Here is a 17,242-nt window from a genome sequence, read left to right on the forward strand (position 1 = left end):
GCAGCGTTGAGGAGTCTCACGACCGGTCAGCGGGGCGAATGTGCCATATCCCCGAATCCGGGGATCGTAGGCATCGGTAGCGGCTCCGACGCCGTCTGCCGCTCCTACGTTCTCATCATGCCTCCCGTCGCCGGCGGGAACCGCGCATGGAGGGGTAGCGCAGATGAAGCTGGACAGCCAGAGAATCACGTGGCGAGAGATCGATGGCGAGCTGGTGATCCTGGACCTGGCTGCCTCCACCTACCTGACGACGAACGAGACCGGCACGGCGCTGCTCAAGGAGCTGGTCGAGGAACGGAGCACCGAGGAGCTCGTCGAGGTGCTGATGACAGCCTTCGACGTCGCCTCGGAGACGGCCGTCGCCGACGTACGCGCGTTCGTCGAGGATCTCGGTCGGAACGGCCTGCTGGAGCAGGCCTCTCAGCTCGAGAGGAGGTGACAAGATGCAGAAGGCCTATGTCTCGCCCGCTCTCACCAAGGTGGGCACCGTGAAAGACCTGACCCTCGGTGAGGGACTGCAGGGATCCGACGACACGTTCGTGTTCAACTGGGGCCCGTTCCACATCGTGATTCCGTACGGGAACGGATCATGACCGCCCGTAGAGCCCCGGGTGCCGCCATCACCGGCCGCACCCGGGGCTCTACGCAGCCGACCTACCTTCGCTGTACGCCGCTGGAGGCGGCCGCCGGCTGGGTCCATGGCCGCGAGCCGCGGCCGCCGCTGCCGCGCGATCTGCCGACTCCACGGGCCGCCCTGGACGACGTCATCCGCCCGAGTCTGGTCGACGGCCCCTGCTACGTGACCTTCTCCGGCGGGCGCGACTCCTCCGCGATCCTCGCCGCGGCCACCGATCTCGCCCGGCGCGAGGGGCTGGCCCTCCCGGTGCCGGTCACTCGGGTCTACCCGGGCCTTCCCGACACGGACGAGTCGCAGTGGCAACGCACGGTGATCGACCATCTCGGGCTGCGGGAGTGGGTCCGCTTCGAGTTCCGCGACGGCGAGTCGGACCTGCTCGGCGACGCGGCCGTCGCCGGCCTGCGCCGACGTGGCCCGATCTGGCCGCCGGCGCTGCACGCCCACGACGCGGTGTTCGGCCGCCTCGGGCAGGGTGCCCTGCTGACCGGCGAGGGCGGCGACGCGGTCCTCGGCGCGCGTCGCATCGCCGCGATCACCCTGATCCGGCGCACCCGCCGAGCGCCCCGGCAGCTGCTGCTCCCAGCGCTGCGCTCACTGCTCCCCCGGCCACTGCTGAGGCACGCGATGACCCGGATGGCCCGCTCCTCCGACCAGGCCCGGTGGCTGCGTCCCGAGGCGATGGCCGAGCACGTACGCCGTGTGGCCGAGGACGCCGCCGCCGAGCCGTTGCGCTACTCGTCCTCGGTATGGGCGATCCCGGGTTGGCGCTCGTTCGCCACCATCCGCCACAACCACGCCATCGCGGCCGCCGAGCACGGGTTGCGGGCAGTCGACCCGCTCCTCGAGGACCGCTTCGTCGCTTCTCTGGCCCGTGCCGGCAACATCCTCGGCTTCGGCGACCGCACGCTGACGATGTGGTCGCTCTTCTCCGACCTCCTGCCGCCCGCGGTGCTGTCGCGGCCGACGAAGGCCGCCTTCAACCATGCCCACACCGGCGATCGGACCCGTGAGTTCGCCCGCACCTGGAACGGCCTCGGGGTCGACGACACGCTCGTCGACCCCGAGCGCCTGCGGCAGGTCTGGCTCTCCGAGGAACCCACGATGGCCACCGGAACGCTGCTGCACCAGGCCTGGCTCGCCGCGCACCCCGGCCCTTCCACGCCAGGAGCGGGACGATGATCCGCCCCGCCGGATGGCGACCGGCCGAGATGCCGTGGCTGGTCGCTGCGCTCCTGCTGGCGCTGGTCGTCGAGGCCGGCCTCCGGCTGCTGAGCCTGCCTCGTCTGGCGGCGCTGCTCGGCGTACCTCTTGATCTGGAGTCCGCCCCGACGGCGTCGGCGAAGCGACTCCTCCCCGAACGTCTCCAGGTGCGCCTGCACGCCGTGCGGCGGGTCCTGCGCCACTGGCCCTTCGGCGACACCTGCCTGCGGCATGCGCTGGTGGCAGGTTCGCTGATGCGACGCCTCGACCCGGTGCTCCAGGTCGGCGTCGCCCGCAACGCGGACGAGGTGCGGGCGCATGCCTGGCTGCTCGTGAACGGGGTGGTCATCGATCCGTGGTTCGCGGTCGCCTCCTACCTGCCGCTCGCGGCACCAGGACAGGAGGCACGACAATGAGCGAGCTGGTCCGCCTCTACGGGATGAACATCCGCACCGACATCCCGACCCATCAGCACCGGCCCGTCCCGCCGGGGGCGCAACCGGACCTGGAGATCACCGTCGGACCACCAGCGCCCGCGACCGACGCCGCACCGCCGGGCAAGGTCCTGCTCGACCTCCGGGGCAACCAGCAGTACTACACCGGCACCCAGCACGAGGACGGCTTCACGCTGCGGTTCCACGGCACCTGTGACGTCGAGATCGACGGCGACCTCGGCCACGCGGTCGTACGTCCCGTGACCGGCGGCGAGACCGGGATGCTCTCGGTGCTGGCCGGCGGCACGTTGCTGGCCTTCGTGCTCGGACTCCGTCGCGCGCCGGTCCTGCACGCCAGCGCCGTGCAGGTGGGCGATGAGGCGCTCGCCTTCGCCGGGGCCTCCGGCATGGGGAAGTCGACCATGGCCACCTTGCAGTGCGCCGACGGCGCCGCGCTGGTGACCGACGACCTGCTCCGGCTCGACCTGACGACGCCGCGGCCGCTGTGCTCGCTGGGGGCGACCGAGCTGCGGCTGCGCAGGCCCGCCGCTCAGCTCGCCGATGGTCAGGCGGGTGCGGGGAGACAGCGATCCACCGCCGACGACCGCAACGCGTTCGCCCCGCGGACGGCGAGCACGGAGTCGCTTCCGCTGGCCACGATCGTGGTGCCGGTGATCGACCGCGACCCGGCCCGGACCGCCGTACGGATCGAGTCGCTCGCGCCGCTGGACGCGCTGCTGCTGCTCACCCGGTTCCCCCGGCTCCTGGGCTGGCGGTCCCCGAAGGTCCTCCGCGACCAGCTGGATCAGATCGGCGATCTGGTCGAACGGGTCCCGGTCCACGTCGCCGTCGTCCCGGCCGGGCCTCCGTTCCCCTCCGGCCTGGCGGGCGCCGTACGCGACGGGGTCGGCCTCACGGCCTCGTCCTCGACGGCCGCGAGATAGGTCTCCAGCAGCTCGTCACCGAACGGTGCCCTGGTGCCGTGACGGGTGACGGTCGACCGGACCATCCGCAGACGCAGGTTGCGCGCCGCCCGGCCGGTCGCGCCGCCGATGCTGGACGCGGCGCCGCGGCCGACCCCCTGGGCCAGGTAGCTCGCCGGCGTCGAGACGTCGACGGGACCCGGCACGGGCCACCAGGTGTCGACCATCCGTTGCAGAGCCATGAAGCCGGTCCCCAGACCGAGGTCCTTGGCCAGCCGATCGGGCAGCGGTGTCCCCAGCACCGCATGAGCGCGGCCGAGGACCACCAGCAGGTGCCCGGCCGTCCCGGAGGCACGAGCCCGGGCGACCACGGCGTCCCAGTCCTCGACCCGGTGCGCGGCCCGGTCGGCATCGACGAGATACCCGAGCTTCACCGCGCCGGTCCCGGCGCCGTGGTAGCAGACGTGCACCAGCGTGTCGGCGGCATCCATCGTCCAGGCGGGCACCCCGCCGAGGTCGAGGGCCGTTCGCCGGGCGACGACCTCGTCGGTGGACACCGGGAACCGCGTACGCAGCTCCCTGGTGAGCATCGGCGACCAGTGCAGGTCGAGCGACTCCCATCCCGGGCGCATCAGGTCCACCTCACCCGGCACCATGTCGAGACGGAACCAGTCGACCTTCCTGACCGCCGACCAACCGGCCTCGGCCAGCCGGTCGACCGCGGTCCTCAGCTGGCCCGGGGGCACGAGCAGGTCGATGTCGCCGTACGTCCTCAGCCCGGCCACCGGGTGTGCGACCTCGGAGAGCGCGGGCCCCTTGTAGACCAGCCAAGGCACGTCATCGAGAGTCCGGGCCACCACGCCTATCGCGGTCGACGCACGCAGGTGGCGCATCATCGCCAGATGCCGGTCGAGCAACAGCCCGGCGGCGTACCCCGGATGGCGGGCGGCGAGGCGGGCGTGGGCCAGCGGCGCGATCCGGTGGAACCGGGCAGCGGCGGCCAGGTCCTCGGGCGGCACGACGTCCTCGGACAGGTCGACCTCCGCACCGGTGCACAGCGCCACCAACGCGGACTCGAGCATCCGCTCGTACCGCGTACGTCGTCCTCCCACTCTGACCCCTCCTGGCATCGTCCTCGGACCCATCGCCGCGTCGGCATACCGTCCTCGGGGTATATGGCACCGCGGGAGAGCGCACGGGGCCGCCGGATCCGGAGACTTGTCCCCTATATGGCGGACCCATGCGGACCGCAACGCTGGAAGAAGGCCGAGACCGACGTGACCGCAACCACCGACCCGCTCACCCTGTGGGCAGAGGCGAGATCCGAGCAGAGGTCGCTGCGGCAGCTCGGCAGGCTGGTGCGCTCGAGCACTGCCCTGGTGCGCTCGGCCGCGCCGAGGCTGTACGCCACCCAGCTGGCCCTCCAGGTCGTCGCCGCGGTCGCGCTGGCCGGCCAGGTGTTCGCGGTCAGATCGCTCCTGACCGGCATGCTCGCCGAGGACGCCTCCATGAGCGGGGTCGCCGCCCCTGTGGCCGCACTGGTCACCGCCACCGCCGTGGTCGCCGTCTCCGGGTCCGTCCAGGGCCAGCTCCGACGGCTGGTGGGCGAGGCGGTGAGCCGGTCGATGTGGCAGCGGGTGCTCGGGGTCGCGTCCCGTGTCGACCTGCGCACCTTCGAGTCGCCGGCCTTCCAGGACCGCCTGATGCGGGTGCAGACCAGCGCCCTCTCCCGGCCCTACCAGGTCACCCAGGGGCTGCTCGCCGCCATGGGCGCGCTGGCCGCCTGCGTCGTCCTCGGCATCACGCTGGTCACGATCTCGCCCTGGCTGCTGCCTCTGGTCGCGGCCGCGGGGATCCCGATGACGCTGGTCAGCCGCAGCGAGTCGCGGCGGGAGTTCACCTTCGCCGTACGCAGCACCCCGCTGGTGCGCCTGCGCGGCTACTTCGCGCTGCTCCTCTCCGGTCGCGACGAGGCCAAGGAGGTGCGTGCGTTCAACCTCGGCCCGTGGCTGCGGGGCCGGTTCGACGGGCTGTACGAGGACTACCTGGTCCACCTTCGCCGCCACGCGCTCCGGCTCGGGCTGCTCGGTCTGCTCGGGCAGACCACCTCGGCGCTCGCGCTCGGCTCCGCCCTGGTCGCGATCGTCTGGATGGTCGACGGTGGGATGCTCACGGTCGCGGCGGCGGGGGCCGGGATCGTCGCGGTGAGGTTCCTCTCGACCCAGGTGCAGGGCCTGTTCGGCGGGCTGCGCTCGATCTTCGAGTCGGGCCTCTTCCTCGCCGACCTCGACACCTTCCTGGGCCACGCCCAGACCCCGTCGGGGGAAGAGGACGGCAGCACCGCGCCCGTCGCGTTCTCCCGGATCGAGACCTCAGGTCTCACCTTCAGCTACCCCGGAACCACCACCCCCGCCCTGGCCGGCGTGGACATCACTCTCCGGGCCGGCGAGGTCGTCGCCCTCGTCGGCGAGAACGGCTCGGGCAAGACCACCCTGGCCAAGCTGCTCGCCGGCCTCTACCGCCCCGACGAGGGCCGGATCACCTGGGACGGCCACGACACCGCGGGCTTCAGCGCGACCAGCCTGCGGGAACGGGTCACGGTGCTCTTCCAGGACTTCGTCAGGTACGCCCTGAGCGCGAGCGACAACATCCGTGTCGGCCGCATCGCCGAGCCCGTCGATCCCGCCCGGATGTCCGCCGCGGCGGACGCCTCCGGCGCACTCGGCTTCCTGGAGCGGCTGCCGAACCGGATGGAGACCCCGCTCTCCCCCATCTTCGAGGGCGGCATCGACCTCTCCGGCGGCCAGTGGCAGCGGGTCGCGCTCGCCCGCGCCCTCTACCGCGACGCCCCGCTGGTCATCCTCGACGAACCCAGCGCCGCCCTCGACCCGCGCGCCGAGCACGAGCTCTTCGCGGCGCTGCGCTCCTCGCTGCACGGACGTACGGCGCTGTTCATCTCGCACCGTTTCTCGACCGTGCGCGGCGCCGACCGCATCTACGTCCTCGACGCCGGCCAGGTCGTCGAAGAAGGCGCCCACGACGACCTGATCGCCCGCGGCGGCCGCTACGCGGAGCTGTTCCACCTGCAGTCCGAGGCGTACGTCACCGGCCAGGCATCCCGATGACCCGGGCGAGCGTGGTGATCCCGGCCCACGACGAGGCCGCCGGGATCGGCCGGCTGCTGCATCGCCTGCTCGACACCGCCGAGCCCGGAGAGCTCGAGGTCGTCGTGGCCGCCAACGCCTCGACCGACGCGACCGTGTCGATCGCCTCCGGCTTCGCCGGGGTCACGGTCCTCGACCTGCCCGTCGCCTCCAAGATCGCCGCACTCAACGCCGCGGACGAGGTCGCCACCGTGTTCCCCCGCATCTATCTCGACGCCGACATCGACCTCACCCTGGACAGCCTCCGCCTGGTCGTCGACGAGCTCTCCAGGGGAGCCCCGGCGGCCGCCCCGGCGATCGTCGTCGACACCCGCGGATGCGGGCCCGGCGTACGTGCCTACTACGCGGTCTGGTCGCGGCTCGGCTATGCGCGACATCATCTGGTCGGAGCAGGGGTCTACGGGCTCTCCGAGGCCGGCCGGGCCCGGTTCGGGCGCTTCCCCGACGTGCTCAACGACGACCAGTTCGTCTATGACCACTTCGGACACGGCGAACGGGTCAACCCGCCGGGCTCGACGTTCACCGTCCGCGCCCCGCGCACGCTGTGGGGTGTCTATCGCCGCGGCACGCGGATCGCGCTCGGCAACATGCAGCTGCGCAGAACCGGACGCCCGGTCACGGCCCCGGAGCCGACCTGGAAGGGGGTCCTGCTCGCGCGGCCGTGGCTGTCCCCGGCGGTCACCGTCTACGTCACGATGAAGGTGCTCATGAAGATCGCTGCCGCGCGGCGGCTTCGATCCGGGTCATTCGGCGACTGGGGCCGCGACGACAGCTCCCGGGTCGCGGCGTGAGCGGCGCCTGTAGACGCCCCTGTCGATACGCCACAGCGCACCGGCGAACCCGACGAAGGCGAAGAGCAGCACCGCGTAGCTCGAGAAGGCCAGCGCGTCGAAGGTGCCGAAGACGACGAACGCGGCCACGATCGGGGCGGCCAGGACGTGACCGAGGTGTCGCGCCTCCGCGTCCACGGCGGTCCGGGCCACCCACTTGGCCATGAAAGCCGCGACCAGAAGCACGGCGAGCAGTGCCACCGTGCCGGTGATGCCGACGAGGAGGAGGCTGAGCAGATACTGGTTGTCGAGGATGATGTCGTCGATGGTGACCTGCGCCAGCCCGTGTCCCAGCCACGGATGCTCGTTGACCATCGGCCACACCAGCGCGTAGTCCATCGTCCGGCCGGTGATGCTCGGGTCGGAGTCGACGCGGACGAACAGCGACCGGTAGGTCCCCAGCAGCCCCGGTGAGACGGCGGCGACGCCGACCACGAACATTCCGCCGACGCACAACAGGTTGAACCGTGCCCGGCCGGTCCAGGCCGGAACCATCACCAGACCCACCACGATCAGCGCCAGCATCGCGCTGCGCGAGAGCGAGGCGAGGCTGGCGAACGCGATGACGCCGGTGGCCACGACTGCCACCTGCCGTCGCAGACGAGTGCTGCCGTGGAGGATGAAATGGAGCCCGAGCGGCACCAGCATCGCCATCACCACGCCGAACTCGATGTAGTGGTTCGCCGTCGAGGCGACCCTGGCGAACATCGCCGACCGCTCGGTGTCCGCGCCGATGAGCTCGTGGTTGAGGACCAGGCCCGGGGGCACCAGCATCGGGACCAGGTCGATCTGCGCCACGAACTGGAGCAGTCCCACCACGGCCATCGCCGCCCCGCCGCCCAGCAGCCACCGCAGCGCGGCGACCAGCCGGGCACGGTCCCGGATCCCGTCGATGATGAACAGGCTGATCCCGGCGAGCCCGAGCATCCGCAGCAGCGTACGGTCCGCCTCGGACTGTCCTGCCTCCGACAGCGCCCGGTGGTAGCCGATGACATAACCGAGGGCGTACGCCGCGATGAACCCGATCAGCGCCCACCGCAGCGCGTTCGGACCGGGTACGAACAGACCGGTCGAGAGCCGTGCGAGCACGCAGAGAAGCAGCATCCCAAGGCCGAGCAGCAGCGCCGGGATCCCGGCCGCGCCCAGCGGCGGGACCACCGCACGCGCGGGTACGAGGGCCATCACCACCAGCGTCACCCCGACCAGGGTCGCGGCGTCCAGCGTCGGCAGCCACCGAGGCCGGGACGACCTGCTCACCCGGTGCAGGTCCACCCGGTGCAGCGTCGGCCCGGTCCGGGTCCCTGGGACCGGACCGACGCCGGCGGCTGCCTCGCTCACCGCGACAGCAGCTCGCGCTCGGGTTCCGCGGACGGGTCCTCGTCCGAGCTCGCGGGCTCCTCCTCCGCGGCCCCCTCGTCGGCAGGCTCTCGGTCGGCGGGCTCGTGCTCAGCGGACTCCTCCGCTTCGCCAGGGTCAGCCGCGTCCTCGGCCACGGCGGCAGCAGAGTCCTCAGCCGGAGCATCCTCAGCCGGAGAACCCTCGGCCGTACGCTTCTTGGCCCGGCGCCGGGAGAGGCCCTCGACCGCCAGCGCGACCGCGACCCCGAGCAGGCCACCGACCGCGATACCGACCCCGATCTCCCTGAGCCGGCTTCCGGTCTCGGGGGCCGCCAGCGACGGCGGCGAGACCACGACGACCCGCGAACGCGGGGCGCGCCGCTTGACACCCGCCTCGGTCTGCAGCGCCTGCAACCTCGCCTGCATCGTCTCGATGACCAGACCGGTCGTGGCGAGTGCTTCCTCGTCCTGGCCCGCCGACCCCTGCACCAGGAGCAGCGCGGAGCGCTCCGCGGCCGGGGTCACCGTGAACACCTCGCTCCCGCCGGCCGCGATGACCTCCTCGCGGGCCTCGGGCGAGCCCATGATGGTCGCCATCGTCTGCGCCGTCGTCTCGTCGCGTGCGTAAGGGTTCAGCCCCGCGACATCGTCCGGGACCCTGGTCACCAGCACGGTCGACTGTGCGTGGTGGATCGTCTCCGGCGCCTCGGTGCCGAAGTAGGTCAGCCCGACGGTCGCGAGCAGGATCGGCACGAAGGCGTACCACCGCCGAAGCAGGATCATCGCCAGCTCCCAGAAGTCCATCGTGCCTCTTTCGTTCGCGGAGCCTCGTTCGCAGAGCCTCGTTCGTTGGGCCTCATCCAGATGGTGGCGTCCCGCGCATTCCTCCCCCACAACGTGCCCGGAAGCATCCTCAATAGAGGGGAACCGCACCGACACGCGATCTCTTGGCACCTACTCCCAGATCGCGTCCAGGTCCGGCAGCTTCGGGTCGACATGAGCGCACTTGGCCGCGACCGCCTGCTCGCCGAGCGTGTTGCCGCCCTTGTCCTCGACCGGACCCGACTCCGCCCCGCCGGCGAGGTTGTCGGCGCACACGTCCTGGAGGACGAAGGGCAGCTCCGGGTGGCGTACGTTGCCGTACATCCGGGTGTCCCGGATGACGACCTTCGCGTCCGGGTCGACGTCGAGGGCGGTGTTGAACGTGTTGGTGCCCCCGCAGTCGTAGCCGTCGGGCACCTTGCCGGCGTCGTCGTTCTGGCAGTTGACCATCAGGCTGTTGCGAATCGTCCAGGTGCCGACGACGCCACCGTCACCGGCCTGCCAGGCGGCATTGGTCGAGGCGAAGAGCACCGAGTTGAGCACGGTCAGGTCCCGGGGCGGTGGTGAACCAGCGGCACCGAAGGTCTGCAGGGTGTCGGTGTGGGCGTCGGACCCGTGCGCACGGTAGGACCCTTCGAGCCAGAGCCCGGCGACGGTCAGGCCGACGACCTCCCCCACCTCGCCACCCTCGCCGGTGCCGTACGTGCTGATGTTCATCCGGTCCTCGCCGACGTCCGTACGGACCTCCGGCGCGACGATCTCGTAGAACCCCGCGTCCTCGAGGACATGGTCGTCGCCGACGTCACCGCGGGCCGAGGCCTTGATGAAGGAGTTGTCGGTCATCACGATCCGGGCGAACGCGGAGCGGTCGCCTCGCTCGGCGATGTTGATCTCGCGCGCCTGGAAGCCGGCGACGGTGACGTGCGGCGCGTCGAGGACGAGCGCCCGGTCGTCGACGTCGACGACCACGGACTGCCGTTGGCCCAGCGGTGGGCGGACCAGGACGTTCCTCGCCCAGCCGTCGTCGCCCTTGCTGACCACCAGATCGCCCCCGGACCACGTCTGCGGCGCGACCTCGATGACGTCCCCGGCCGTCGCGTCCGCGAGCGCCTGGTTCAGCTCGCTCAGCTTGTCGATCTTCTTCGTCGCCGGGGTGTCGTACGCAGGGGTGTGATCGGGCCAGTTGAGCCCCGACGGCCCCGGCGGTGCTGCCAGCGCCTCGGCCCGTGGCGGCGCACCGGGACTCGTCGTCGGCTCGGAGGTCGGCTCGGTGGTCGGCTCGGTCGAGGGCTCGGTCGAGGCTCTCGGGTCGTTCTCGGAGCCGGAGCGGGACAACGACCATCCGAGGATGAGCCCGAGCAGCAGGATGAGGACGGACAGGAGCAGCAGCGATCGTCTTCGCAGCACGTCCTCAGCCTCCGGGTGCGCGACCACCTCCCGGGACACCACCAGGGCACATACCCGATATCGGGCACGAGAATCGGGCCCGGTGCCTCAGATCGGGGATCTTCTCCCTGACCGGGAGGCCGCCCACGACAGACCTGCCAACGTAGCCGGCGTGATGGGCGTCGTCCTGGTGACCTACAACAACGAGACCCACATCGGTCCGGCTCTGCACGCGCTCCGCGCGGCGGCGACCGGGCCGATGGACGTGGTCGTGGTCGACAACGCGTCGGCCGACTCGACCGTGGCCGTCGTCCGCCGTGACCACCCCGGCGTACGCGTTCTCGCGCAGCTCGAGAACCTCGGCTTCGCCAAGGCGTGCAACCTCGCCGCGAACACCCTGGAGACCGAGCTGGTCCTGTTCCTCAATCCAGACACCGTGGTGGATGAGGACGCACTGTCGATCGCCACCGACGCGATGCTGGCGGACCCGTCGATCGGGATCCTCGGCGGCCGCACCCGCTACCCCGACGGCGGTCTCAACAGCACCTGCTGCTTCGGTCGCCCGACCCTGTGGTCGGCGCTGTGCGAGGCGCTCGGCCTCAACGCCCTCGGGTCGGGCACCACGCTGTTCAACCCCGAGCACCTCGGCGGCTGGGACCGTGGCGACACCCGCGACGTCGACGTCGTCACGGGCTGCTTCCTGCTCATCCGGCGCGACGTCTTCGAGGAGGTCGGCGGCTTCGACGAGCGGTTCTTCCTCTACAGCGAGGACACCGACCTCTCGCTCCGCGTCCGCCGGAGCGGCCGGCGCTGCGTACATCATCACCGGGTCGGGCTGGTCCATGCCGGCGGCGGATCGGACACGGTGCGCTCGGCGAAGCTCGTCAAGGTCCTGGCGGCACGGGCCGTCTACTACCGCAAGCACTGGACGAGACCGGCCATCGCCGCCGGCACCGCTCTCCTCGACGCCCGCGTGCTGACCCGGCTGCTGGCGTCCCAGCTTCGCGGCGGTCCCCATCGCAACCACTGGCAGCAAGTCTGGCGGCAACGGGCCGCCTGGCACCAACGGAGGGTCTCAACCGCATGAACCTGTCCCCACCCGCCCGGCCCGCCGCCCGCCCCTGGGAGAACAGGGCACGGATGGAATACCGCACCCTGCGCCACATCGTGCGCTCGGCGAGGCAGGGCTACGCAGATTTCGTACGCCAGGGCCTGGAGTCCGCGCTCCGGATCCCGGTCCTCTTGGTGGCCGACCTGAGCCGCAGGGACCGGCACGAGTGCAACATCTGTGGCTGGTCGGGCCGCACCTTCTATCCCAACACCGGTCCGGGCTACCACGAGATGGAGGTCGCCTGCCCCGGCTGCTCCAGCCAGGACCGGCATCGCAGCCTGCTCGCACTGATGCTCGCCGAGACCGATCTCTTCACCGGCGGCCGCCGCGTGGTCGAGGTGGCGCCGATGCGCGGCTTCGAGCGGCTGATGCGGATGCAGGACGGCATCGACTACGTCTCCTTCGACCTGGAGCGGCATGCCATGGAGCGCGGCGACATCACCGACATGCACTACGAGACCGACTCGGTCGACTACTTCGTCTGCTTCCACGTCCTCGAGCACATCCCGGACGCCGACACAGCACTGAAGGAGATCCTGCGGATCCTGAAGCCAGGTGGCCAGGCGATCGTGCAGGTGCCGGTCGACTGGGACCTGCGGACCACCCGGGAGTACGCAGCGCCCGACCCTCGCGATGTCGGCCATGTCCGGCAGTACGGCAAGGACTTCACCGTCAAGCTGAGCGACGCGGGCTTCGACGTACGCGGGATCTCGGTCAGCGAGCGGTTCGAGGAGGCGGTCATCGACCGCTTCGGGCTCTCGCCGGAGCCGATCTTCTTCCTCACGAAGCCGCACTGACATGCGGCCCACCTACGAGCGGTCCCCCGCCCTCCGCCCCGACCCCTCGGCGCGGCAGCCGATCCGGCACGCCGCGTTCGGCCTGGCGATGCGCACCTGGGCCGACGGCACGCAGGACGGTCACTACCGCAGCGGTCAGGCGATCGTCAGAGAGGCCCTGAGCGATCCCGGGCTGGACTCGGTGCTGGTCAGCGACCCGCTGCGGAGCTGGGCGTCGCGAGTCAGCCCCAGAGCGGGCAAGGCCCCGTCGATGGGTGAGGATCCCAGCCGCGGTCTCCTCCAGCACTACCGCCTGCGGCGGGGGCTCCCGCGGATCCCTGCCGAGGCGGAGGCCATCTTCGGCCGGGTCGAGAAGCGCCTGCTGCGGAGGCTGACGCCGCACCCGACCGTCCTGGTGACCTCCGACCCGGTGCAGGCCGCGACCGCCGACCCGGACGCCTGGGCCGATGTCGTCTTCCATGCCTGGGACGACTTCGCCGAGGCCCCGCACCCACACCACCGTGCCGCACGTGACCTCTACCTGTGGGCCTACGAGCGGATGGCCGAGCGCGACGTGAAGGTGATCTCCGTGGCCGAAAGGACGGCCGAGCGGATCGGGGCACCACGTCGCCATGTCATCCCCAACGGGGTGACCGCCGCGGAGTTCGAGCGGCCGGGGCAGCCGCCGGAGTGGTTCAGCCGGCTTCGGACCAGGGTGGCCCTCTATGCGGGCACGATGGAGAGCCGCGTGGACACCGCCGCGCTGACCGAGCTGGCCGGAGCGCTCGGACCGAGCTGGACGATCGTCATGGTTGGGCTGGTCACCGAGCCCGAGCCGTTCGAGAGACTGCGTACGCTGCCGAACGTCGTCATCGCCGACAGATGGCATCCTCGACCACAGGTGCTCGCGATGATGTCCCGCGCCGACGCGTGTCTGCTGCCCCACCTCGACACGGCGCTGACCCGGACGATGAGCCCGCTGAAGATGTATGAGTACCTCGCCTCCGGGGCACCCGTGATCGCCACCGACCTCCCCACGATCCGTAAGGTCTCCGGGCGGTGCCGGCTGATCCCGCCCGGCGCGCCGTGGGCCGCGGCGGTGCGACAGGCCGCAGCCGGACCGCGGGCCACGGCCGCGGAGATCGACCGGTTCCGGGCGGCGCACGACTGGCAGACCCGCTACCGCGAGTGGCGTACGTACGCCTTCGCCGGCCGCTCCTGAGGTTCGGCCGGGGCCTCGACCGAGCTCCTCGCCTGGGCGTCAGCGGCGGCCGGCGACGCGGCGTACGAAGTCGACCTGGGCCTCCAGGCGACCGTGCCACGCCGGCATCCGCCGCGAGACCAGCCACACCCCGTAGAGGGTGGTCGCGTAGCTCCCGACCGCGACCAGCACGAGCGCGGCCAGGCCGCCCGCGCTCGCCGAGGAGATCGCCTGCTCGGCCAGGCGCCAGGTGGCGACCATCAGCCCGGCCCCGAGCAGCGCCGGCGCCAGCCCGAGGGCGTAGCGGCGGTGGCTGACCGGGATGACCCGGCTCACCATCAGGTGCGAGACGACGCCGAGCGGGATGTTCACCACCAGGTAGGACCAGGCGACCCCCTCGATCCCCCAACGCAGGCCGACCGCGAACCCGAGCACCTGCAACGGCACCGAGACCAGCGTCCACCGAAAGACCCAGTGCGGCAGCCCCTTGGCCAGCAGCGCGTTGGGGTTGATGGAGAGCACCACCCGGACGATCGCGCCGACGGCGAGGATCTGCATCGCCGCGACCGCGCCGGTCCAGGCCGACCCGAAGATGATGGGCACCGCGCCGGGTGCGGCCAGAGCCACCAGCGTCATCGCCGGAGCCACGACCAGGCACAACAGCGCGGTCGCCTGCTCGAAGTAGCGGGCCTGCCGCTCGGGCTCCTCGTTGAGCCGGCTCAGGCTGGGGAACATCAGCCGGTTGGCGGTGTGACCGAGCGTCTGCACCGGCAGCAGGAGCACCCGGTAGCTCAGCGAGTAGTTGGCGAGCGCCGTCGCCCCGAACCTCCAGCTGATCAGCACATAGTCGGCGTTCTCCGCGACGAACCGGAGCAGCTGCGTACCGAACACGTTGCGCCCGAAGACAGCGATCGAGGCGGCGGCATCGCGCGACCAGGAGAACGTCGGCGGCCCGGCCACGACCAGCACGAGGGTGAGAAAGAGAAGGTCGCGGGAGAGCGTCTGGGCGACCAGTGCCCAGTAACCGGCGCCGCCCAGGGCGGCCACGATCCCGAGCGCACCGCCACCGAAGGTGCCGACGACCTCGGCGATGCCCAGGAGCTTGAAGCTCATCCGCCGCATGAGCAGGGCACTGGGGACCACCGCGAGGCCGTTGAACAGCAGGGTCGCGGAGAGCACCTGGAGCACCGCGACCAGCTCCGGGGTTCCGAAGAAGGCGGCCACCGGGCCGGCCAGCGCCCAGGTCAGCGCGACCAGCAGCCCCACGATCCCGAGGTTGATCACCGTGGCGGTGCCGATGACCCGGCGATCGAGCCGGTCGCGCTGGATGAGGGTCGAGGCGACACCGAAGTCGAGGAAGACCATCGCGAAGGCCAGGTAGACCGTGGCCTGGGCGGCGATGCCGAAGTTCTCCGGTCCGAGCATCCGGGCCAGGAGCACGCTGAAGGCGATCCGGCCGAGGTTCTTGGCGACCAGGCTGATCAGGCTCCACCGGGTCCCGGTGGCCATCCCGGAGCGTTCGACGACGACGTCGGGCTCGTCGTCGGTGGTGCTCACGAGACGATGCCCGCTCGCTGCCGTGGCGCCGGCAGGTCGAAGTTGAGCATCGGGCCGTTGTCGTACTCCTTGGTGATGACCCGCCCGGGATTGCCGGCCACCAGCGAGCGCTCCGGAATGTCCCGGGTGACGACCGCGCCCGCCGAGATGGTCGAGCCGGAGCCGACCACGATCGCGCCCACGATCGTCGCGCCGGGTCCGATCCAGACGTTGTCGCCGATGCGCGGCACCCCCTGGTCACCCCCGGCGACCCGCTGCCCGATGGTGACGTTCTGGTGCAGGACGCAGTTGCCACCGATCTGCGAGGGACCGACGATGAGCCCGTGGTGATGCATCACCAGCAGCCCAGGTCCGATCACGGATCGCGGGCTGATGTCGACGTGATGACGGCTCGTCATCCGGCGGTTCCAGATCCGGTGAACCACGGTCAGCAGGATCCCGGCCGACCCGAGCAGAGGGCCGCGGCGGCGCAGTCCGTCCGCCCACCTCCCGAACCGGTACGCAGCGACGCAGCGCAGCTCGAAGGACCCGATCCACAATCTCAGTCGCCCGGACAACCGCGGCGTGCGGGTGCCCAGCAAGATCGCGTACGCCTTCGCCACATCCACCTCGAACGCGCGCTCAGCACTCTGTCTCGATCCCACTGACTGTCTCGATCCCACGGACCCAGCCTCCCGCCGCCGGCTCGATCCGCGGCGAGTCTCCGGGCGAGGTCCCGAGAATCGGGGATGCGCCGACCGATGCCGGGCGTTGCGGCCCGTGTCCGGGTCGACTTGCCCCATGCGTACCGAACCCAACGAGCGCGCGGTCGCCGCCTATGGCCGCGCCCCCGGCAGCCTCCGCCCGCTGATCGTCAAGCTGGTCCGCAGACGTGAGGGCGACGAATACCTCTCCCCCACCCTGCGCGAGATCTTCCGCCGCCACCATGGCGTCGACATCGGGATGTACACCCACGGCGGCTGCTTCATCCCCTGGGCCTTCGGCCGGGGCACGACGATCGGTCGCTACAGCTCCATCGCCCACGGCGCCTTCGCCGCCACGGACAACCACCCGATGCACTACAAGTCGATGCACGGCTACTTCTTCAACCCGGCGCTCGGGGTGACCGACAAGGCCTGGGAGTTCAGCCCGCTGAGCATCGGCAACGACGTCTGGCTGGGTCACGGATCGATCATCATGCCGAGCGTCGACGTGGTCGGCGACGGAGCCGTCGTGGCTGCCGGCGCGGTCGTCAACAAGGACGTACCGCCGTACGCCGTCGTGGCCGGCAACCCGGGACGAGTGGTTCGTTACCGCTTCGACCCCGAGACGATCGAAGGGCTTTTGGAGGAGAGGTGGTGGGAGCGTGATCTCGAGGATCTGCGCTCCCACCTCGACGAGTTCACCGGACCGTATGACCCGGTTCGGTCAACCCAGGCGGCTCAGGCCGCCAGCTCGCTCTTGCGTGCGACGTAGGCGACCAGGCGGTCCACCCCGTCGAGGTTGTCCGGGACTGTCTCCGACTCCTCGACGGCGATCCCGAACTCCTCCTCGAGGAACTCGATGAGCTCCAGGATTCCGGTCGAGTCGATCACGCCGGACTCGACCAGGGAGTCGGCCGCGGCCGGCATCCGCGAGTCGTCGCCCAGCAGCAGGCTCTCCAGGATGAACTGCTCGATGCTGCTCTGAACGTCAGCCATCTGATCCGCTTCTCCTCCCGCCCACCCGCGGTCCCGGCCGACCTGGCCGGGTGACGAACCGCTCGAAGCGGGCACTTCGCCATGTTCCACGCCGATCCGCCTGCTGTTCGTGCCTCGTCGGGGCGGTATCCCGAGAATAGGGGACCTCCCCGGGGACGATCCGCCGCCCGACACCACGCAGACAC

General features: G+C 71.1%; 17 protein-coding genes. 10 read left to right on the plus strand and 7 right to left on the minus strand.

All coding sequences use genetic code 11. The annotated features are described in order from the left end of the window. Nucleotides 1-163: 163 nt before the first annotated feature. Genes ACRDPS_RS26105 through ACRDPS_RS26120 form a run of 4 tightly spaced genes read left to right on the plus strand, consistent with a single transcriptional unit; the run spans nucleotide 164 to nucleotide 2,253 of the window. On the plus strand, nucleotides 164-439 hold the full coding sequence (locus ACRDPS_RS26105) for a PqqD family protein (RefSeq protein WP_431504586.1): 276 nt from the start codon (nucleotides 164-166) through the stop codon (nucleotides 437-439). 4 nt (nucleotides 440-443) lie between these two features. Then, entirely contained in the window at nucleotides 444-593 is a 150-nt protein-coding gene (locus tag ACRDPS_RS26110; protein WP_431504587.1) for a lasso RiPP family leader peptide-containing protein, read from the plus strand. Continuing rightward, nucleotides 590-1,816 carry an asparagine synthase-related protein gene (locus tag ACRDPS_RS26115; protein ID WP_431504588.1) on the plus strand — a complete coding sequence of 409 codons (1,227 nt, stop codon included), beginning with the start codon at nucleotides 590-592 and terminating at the stop codon, nucleotides 1,814-1,816. The genes ACRDPS_RS26110 and ACRDPS_RS26115 overlap by 4 nt, the downstream gene beginning before the upstream one ends. After that, nucleotides 1,813-2,253 carry a lasso peptide biosynthesis B2 protein gene (locus ACRDPS_RS26120; protein WP_431504589.1) on the plus strand — a complete coding sequence of 147 codons (441 nt, stop codon included), beginning with the start codon at nucleotides 1,813-1,815 and terminating at the stop codon, nucleotides 2,251-2,253. The genes ACRDPS_RS26115 and ACRDPS_RS26120 overlap by 4 nt, the downstream gene beginning before the upstream one ends. An 823-nt stretch (nucleotides 2,254-3,076) precedes the next feature. On the opposite strand, the gene ACRDPS_RS26125 is transcribed toward ACRDPS_RS26120, so the two are convergent. Then, entirely contained in the window at nucleotides 3,077-4,306 is a 1,230-nt protein-coding gene (locus ACRDPS_RS26125; RefSeq protein ID WP_431504590.1) for a nucleotidyltransferase family protein, read from the minus strand. A gap of 165 nt (nucleotides 4,307-4,471) precedes the next feature. Between ACRDPS_RS26125 and ACRDPS_RS26130 the strand changes: the two genes are divergently transcribed. Both ACRDPS_RS26130 and ACRDPS_RS26135 read left to right on the plus strand, forming a co-directional pair. After that, nucleotides 4,472-6,319, plus strand: coding sequence for an ABC transporter ATP-binding protein (locus ACRDPS_RS26130; RefSeq protein WP_431504591.1), 1,848 nt, complete (start codon nucleotides 4,472-4,474; stop codon nucleotides 6,317-6,319). Next, entirely contained in the window at nucleotides 6,316-7,149 is an 834-nt protein-coding gene (locus ACRDPS_RS26135) for a glycosyltransferase (protein ID WP_431504592.1), read from the plus strand. Before ACRDPS_RS26130 ends, ACRDPS_RS26135 begins: the two co-directional genes overlap by 4 nt. On the opposite strand, the gene ACRDPS_RS26140 is transcribed toward ACRDPS_RS26135, so the two are convergent. From ACRDPS_RS26140 to ACRDPS_RS26150, 3 genes are all read right to left on the minus strand, one after another. Then, nucleotides 7,102-8,526, minus strand: a complete 1,425-nt coding sequence (locus tag ACRDPS_RS26140) for an O-antigen ligase family protein (RefSeq protein WP_431504593.1) — start codon at nucleotides 8,524-8,526, stop codon at nucleotides 7,102-7,104. The two genes, ACRDPS_RS26135 and ACRDPS_RS26140, sit on opposite strands and share 48 nt — an antisense overlap. Continuing rightward, the gene (locus ACRDPS_RS26145) at nucleotides 8,523-9,329 is read right to left on the minus strand and encodes a hypothetical protein (protein WP_431504594.1); all 807 of its coding nucleotides are present in this window, start codon (nucleotides 9,327-9,329) and stop codon (nucleotides 8,523-8,525) included. Before ACRDPS_RS26145 ends, ACRDPS_RS26140 begins: the two co-directional genes overlap by 4 nt. A gap of 150 nt (nucleotides 9,330-9,479) precedes the next feature. After that, entirely contained in the window at nucleotides 9,480-10,796 is a 1,317-nt protein-coding gene (locus ACRDPS_RS26150) for a hypothetical protein (RefSeq protein ID WP_431504595.1), read from the minus strand. A gap of 40 nt (nucleotides 10,797-10,836) precedes the next feature. Between ACRDPS_RS26150 and ACRDPS_RS26155 the strand changes: the two genes are divergently transcribed. From ACRDPS_RS26155 to ACRDPS_RS26165, 3 genes are read left to right on the plus strand one after another with little or no spacing between them, the layout of a single operon-like run. Then, nucleotides 10,837-11,820, plus strand: coding sequence for a glycosyltransferase family 2 protein (locus ACRDPS_RS26155; RefSeq protein ID WP_431504596.1), 984 nt, complete (start codon nucleotides 10,837-10,839; stop codon nucleotides 11,818-11,820). Continuing rightward, complete coding sequence (locus ACRDPS_RS26160; protein ID WP_431504597.1) at nucleotides 11,817-12,641, plus strand: class I SAM-dependent methyltransferase; 825 nt, start codon at nucleotides 11,817-11,819, stop codon at nucleotides 12,639-12,641. Before ACRDPS_RS26155 ends, ACRDPS_RS26160 begins: the two co-directional genes overlap by 4 nt. 1 nt (nucleotide 12,642) lies before the next feature. Beyond that, nucleotides 12,643-13,842, plus strand: a complete 1,200-nt coding sequence (locus tag ACRDPS_RS26165) for a glycosyltransferase (protein ID WP_431504598.1) — start codon at nucleotides 12,643-12,645, stop codon at nucleotides 13,840-13,842. Between the two features lie 39 nt (nucleotides 13,843-13,881). Here ACRDPS_RS26165 and ACRDPS_RS26170 read toward each other — a convergent pair whose 3' ends face one another. Continuing rightward, nucleotides 13,882-15,378: a lipopolysaccharide biosynthesis protein gene (locus ACRDPS_RS26170; RefSeq protein WP_431504599.1), complete on the minus strand. Its 1,497-nt coding sequence runs from the start codon at nucleotides 15,376-15,378 to the stop codon at nucleotides 13,882-13,884. Then, the gene (locus ACRDPS_RS26175; RefSeq protein ID WP_431504600.1) at nucleotides 15,375-16,022 is read right to left on the minus strand and encodes a serine O-acetyltransferase; all 648 of its coding nucleotides are present in this window, start codon (nucleotides 16,020-16,022) and stop codon (nucleotides 15,375-15,377) included. Before ACRDPS_RS26175 ends, ACRDPS_RS26170 begins: the two co-directional genes overlap by 4 nt. Nucleotides 16,023-16,158: 136 nt before the next feature. Between ACRDPS_RS26175 and ACRDPS_RS26180 the strand changes: the two genes are divergently transcribed. Further along, complete coding sequence (locus tag ACRDPS_RS26180) at nucleotides 16,159-16,833, plus strand: CatB-related O-acetyltransferase (RefSeq protein ID WP_431504601.1); 675 nt, start codon at nucleotides 16,159-16,161, stop codon at nucleotides 16,831-16,833. On the opposite strand, the gene ACRDPS_RS26185 is transcribed toward ACRDPS_RS26180, so the two are convergent. Next, complete coding sequence (locus tag ACRDPS_RS26185; protein ID WP_141781792.1) at nucleotides 16,800-17,057, minus strand: acyl carrier protein; 258 nt, start codon at nucleotides 17,055-17,057, stop codon at nucleotides 16,800-16,802. The two genes, ACRDPS_RS26180 and ACRDPS_RS26185, sit on opposite strands and share 34 nt — an antisense overlap. Nucleotides 17,058-17,242 lie beyond the last annotated feature (185 nt).

Source organism: Nocardioides sp. (assembly GCF_050699375.1).
Classification (GTDB): domain Bacteria; phylum Actinomycetota; class Actinomycetes; order Propionibacteriales; family Nocardioidaceae; genus Nocardioides.

Coding starts and splice junctions, on each gene's coding strand:
- ACRDPS_RS26135 (WP_431504592.1), top strand. CDS start 6,316: ATGACCCGGGCGAGCGTGGTGATCCCGGCCCACGACGAGGCCGCCGGG.
- ACRDPS_RS26165 (WP_431504598.1), top strand. CDS start 12,643: ATGCGGCCCACCTACGAGCGGTCCCCCGCCCTCCGCCCCGACCCCTCG.
- ACRDPS_RS26160 (WP_431504597.1), top strand. CDS start 11,817: ATGAACCTGTCCCCACCCGCCCGGCCCGCCGCCCGCCCCTGGGAGAAC.
- ACRDPS_RS26110 (WP_431504587.1), top strand. CDS start 444: ATGCAGAAGGCCTATGTCTCGCCCGCTCTCACCAAGGTGGGCACCGTG.
- ACRDPS_RS26115 (WP_431504588.1), top strand. CDS start 590: ATGACCGCCCGTAGAGCCCCGGGTGCCGCCATCACCGGCCGCACCCGG.
- ACRDPS_RS26105 (WP_431504586.1), top strand. CDS start 164: ATGAAGCTGGACAGCCAGAGAATCACGTGGCGAGAGATCGATGGCGAG.
- ACRDPS_RS26185 (WP_141781792.1), bottom strand. CDS start 17,057: ATGGCTGACGTTCAGAGCAGCATCGAGCAGTTCATCCTGGAGAGCCTG.
- ACRDPS_RS26120 (WP_431504589.1), top strand. CDS start 1,813: ATGATCCGCCCCGCCGGATGGCGACCGGCCGAGATGCCGTGGCTGGTC.
- ACRDPS_RS26180 (WP_431504601.1), top strand. CDS start 16,159: ATGCGTACCGAACCCAACGAGCGCGCGGTCGCCGCCTATGGCCGCGCC.
- ACRDPS_RS26145 (WP_431504594.1), bottom strand. CDS start 9,329: ATGGACTTCTGGGAGCTGGCGATGATCCTGCTTCGGCGGTGGTACGCC.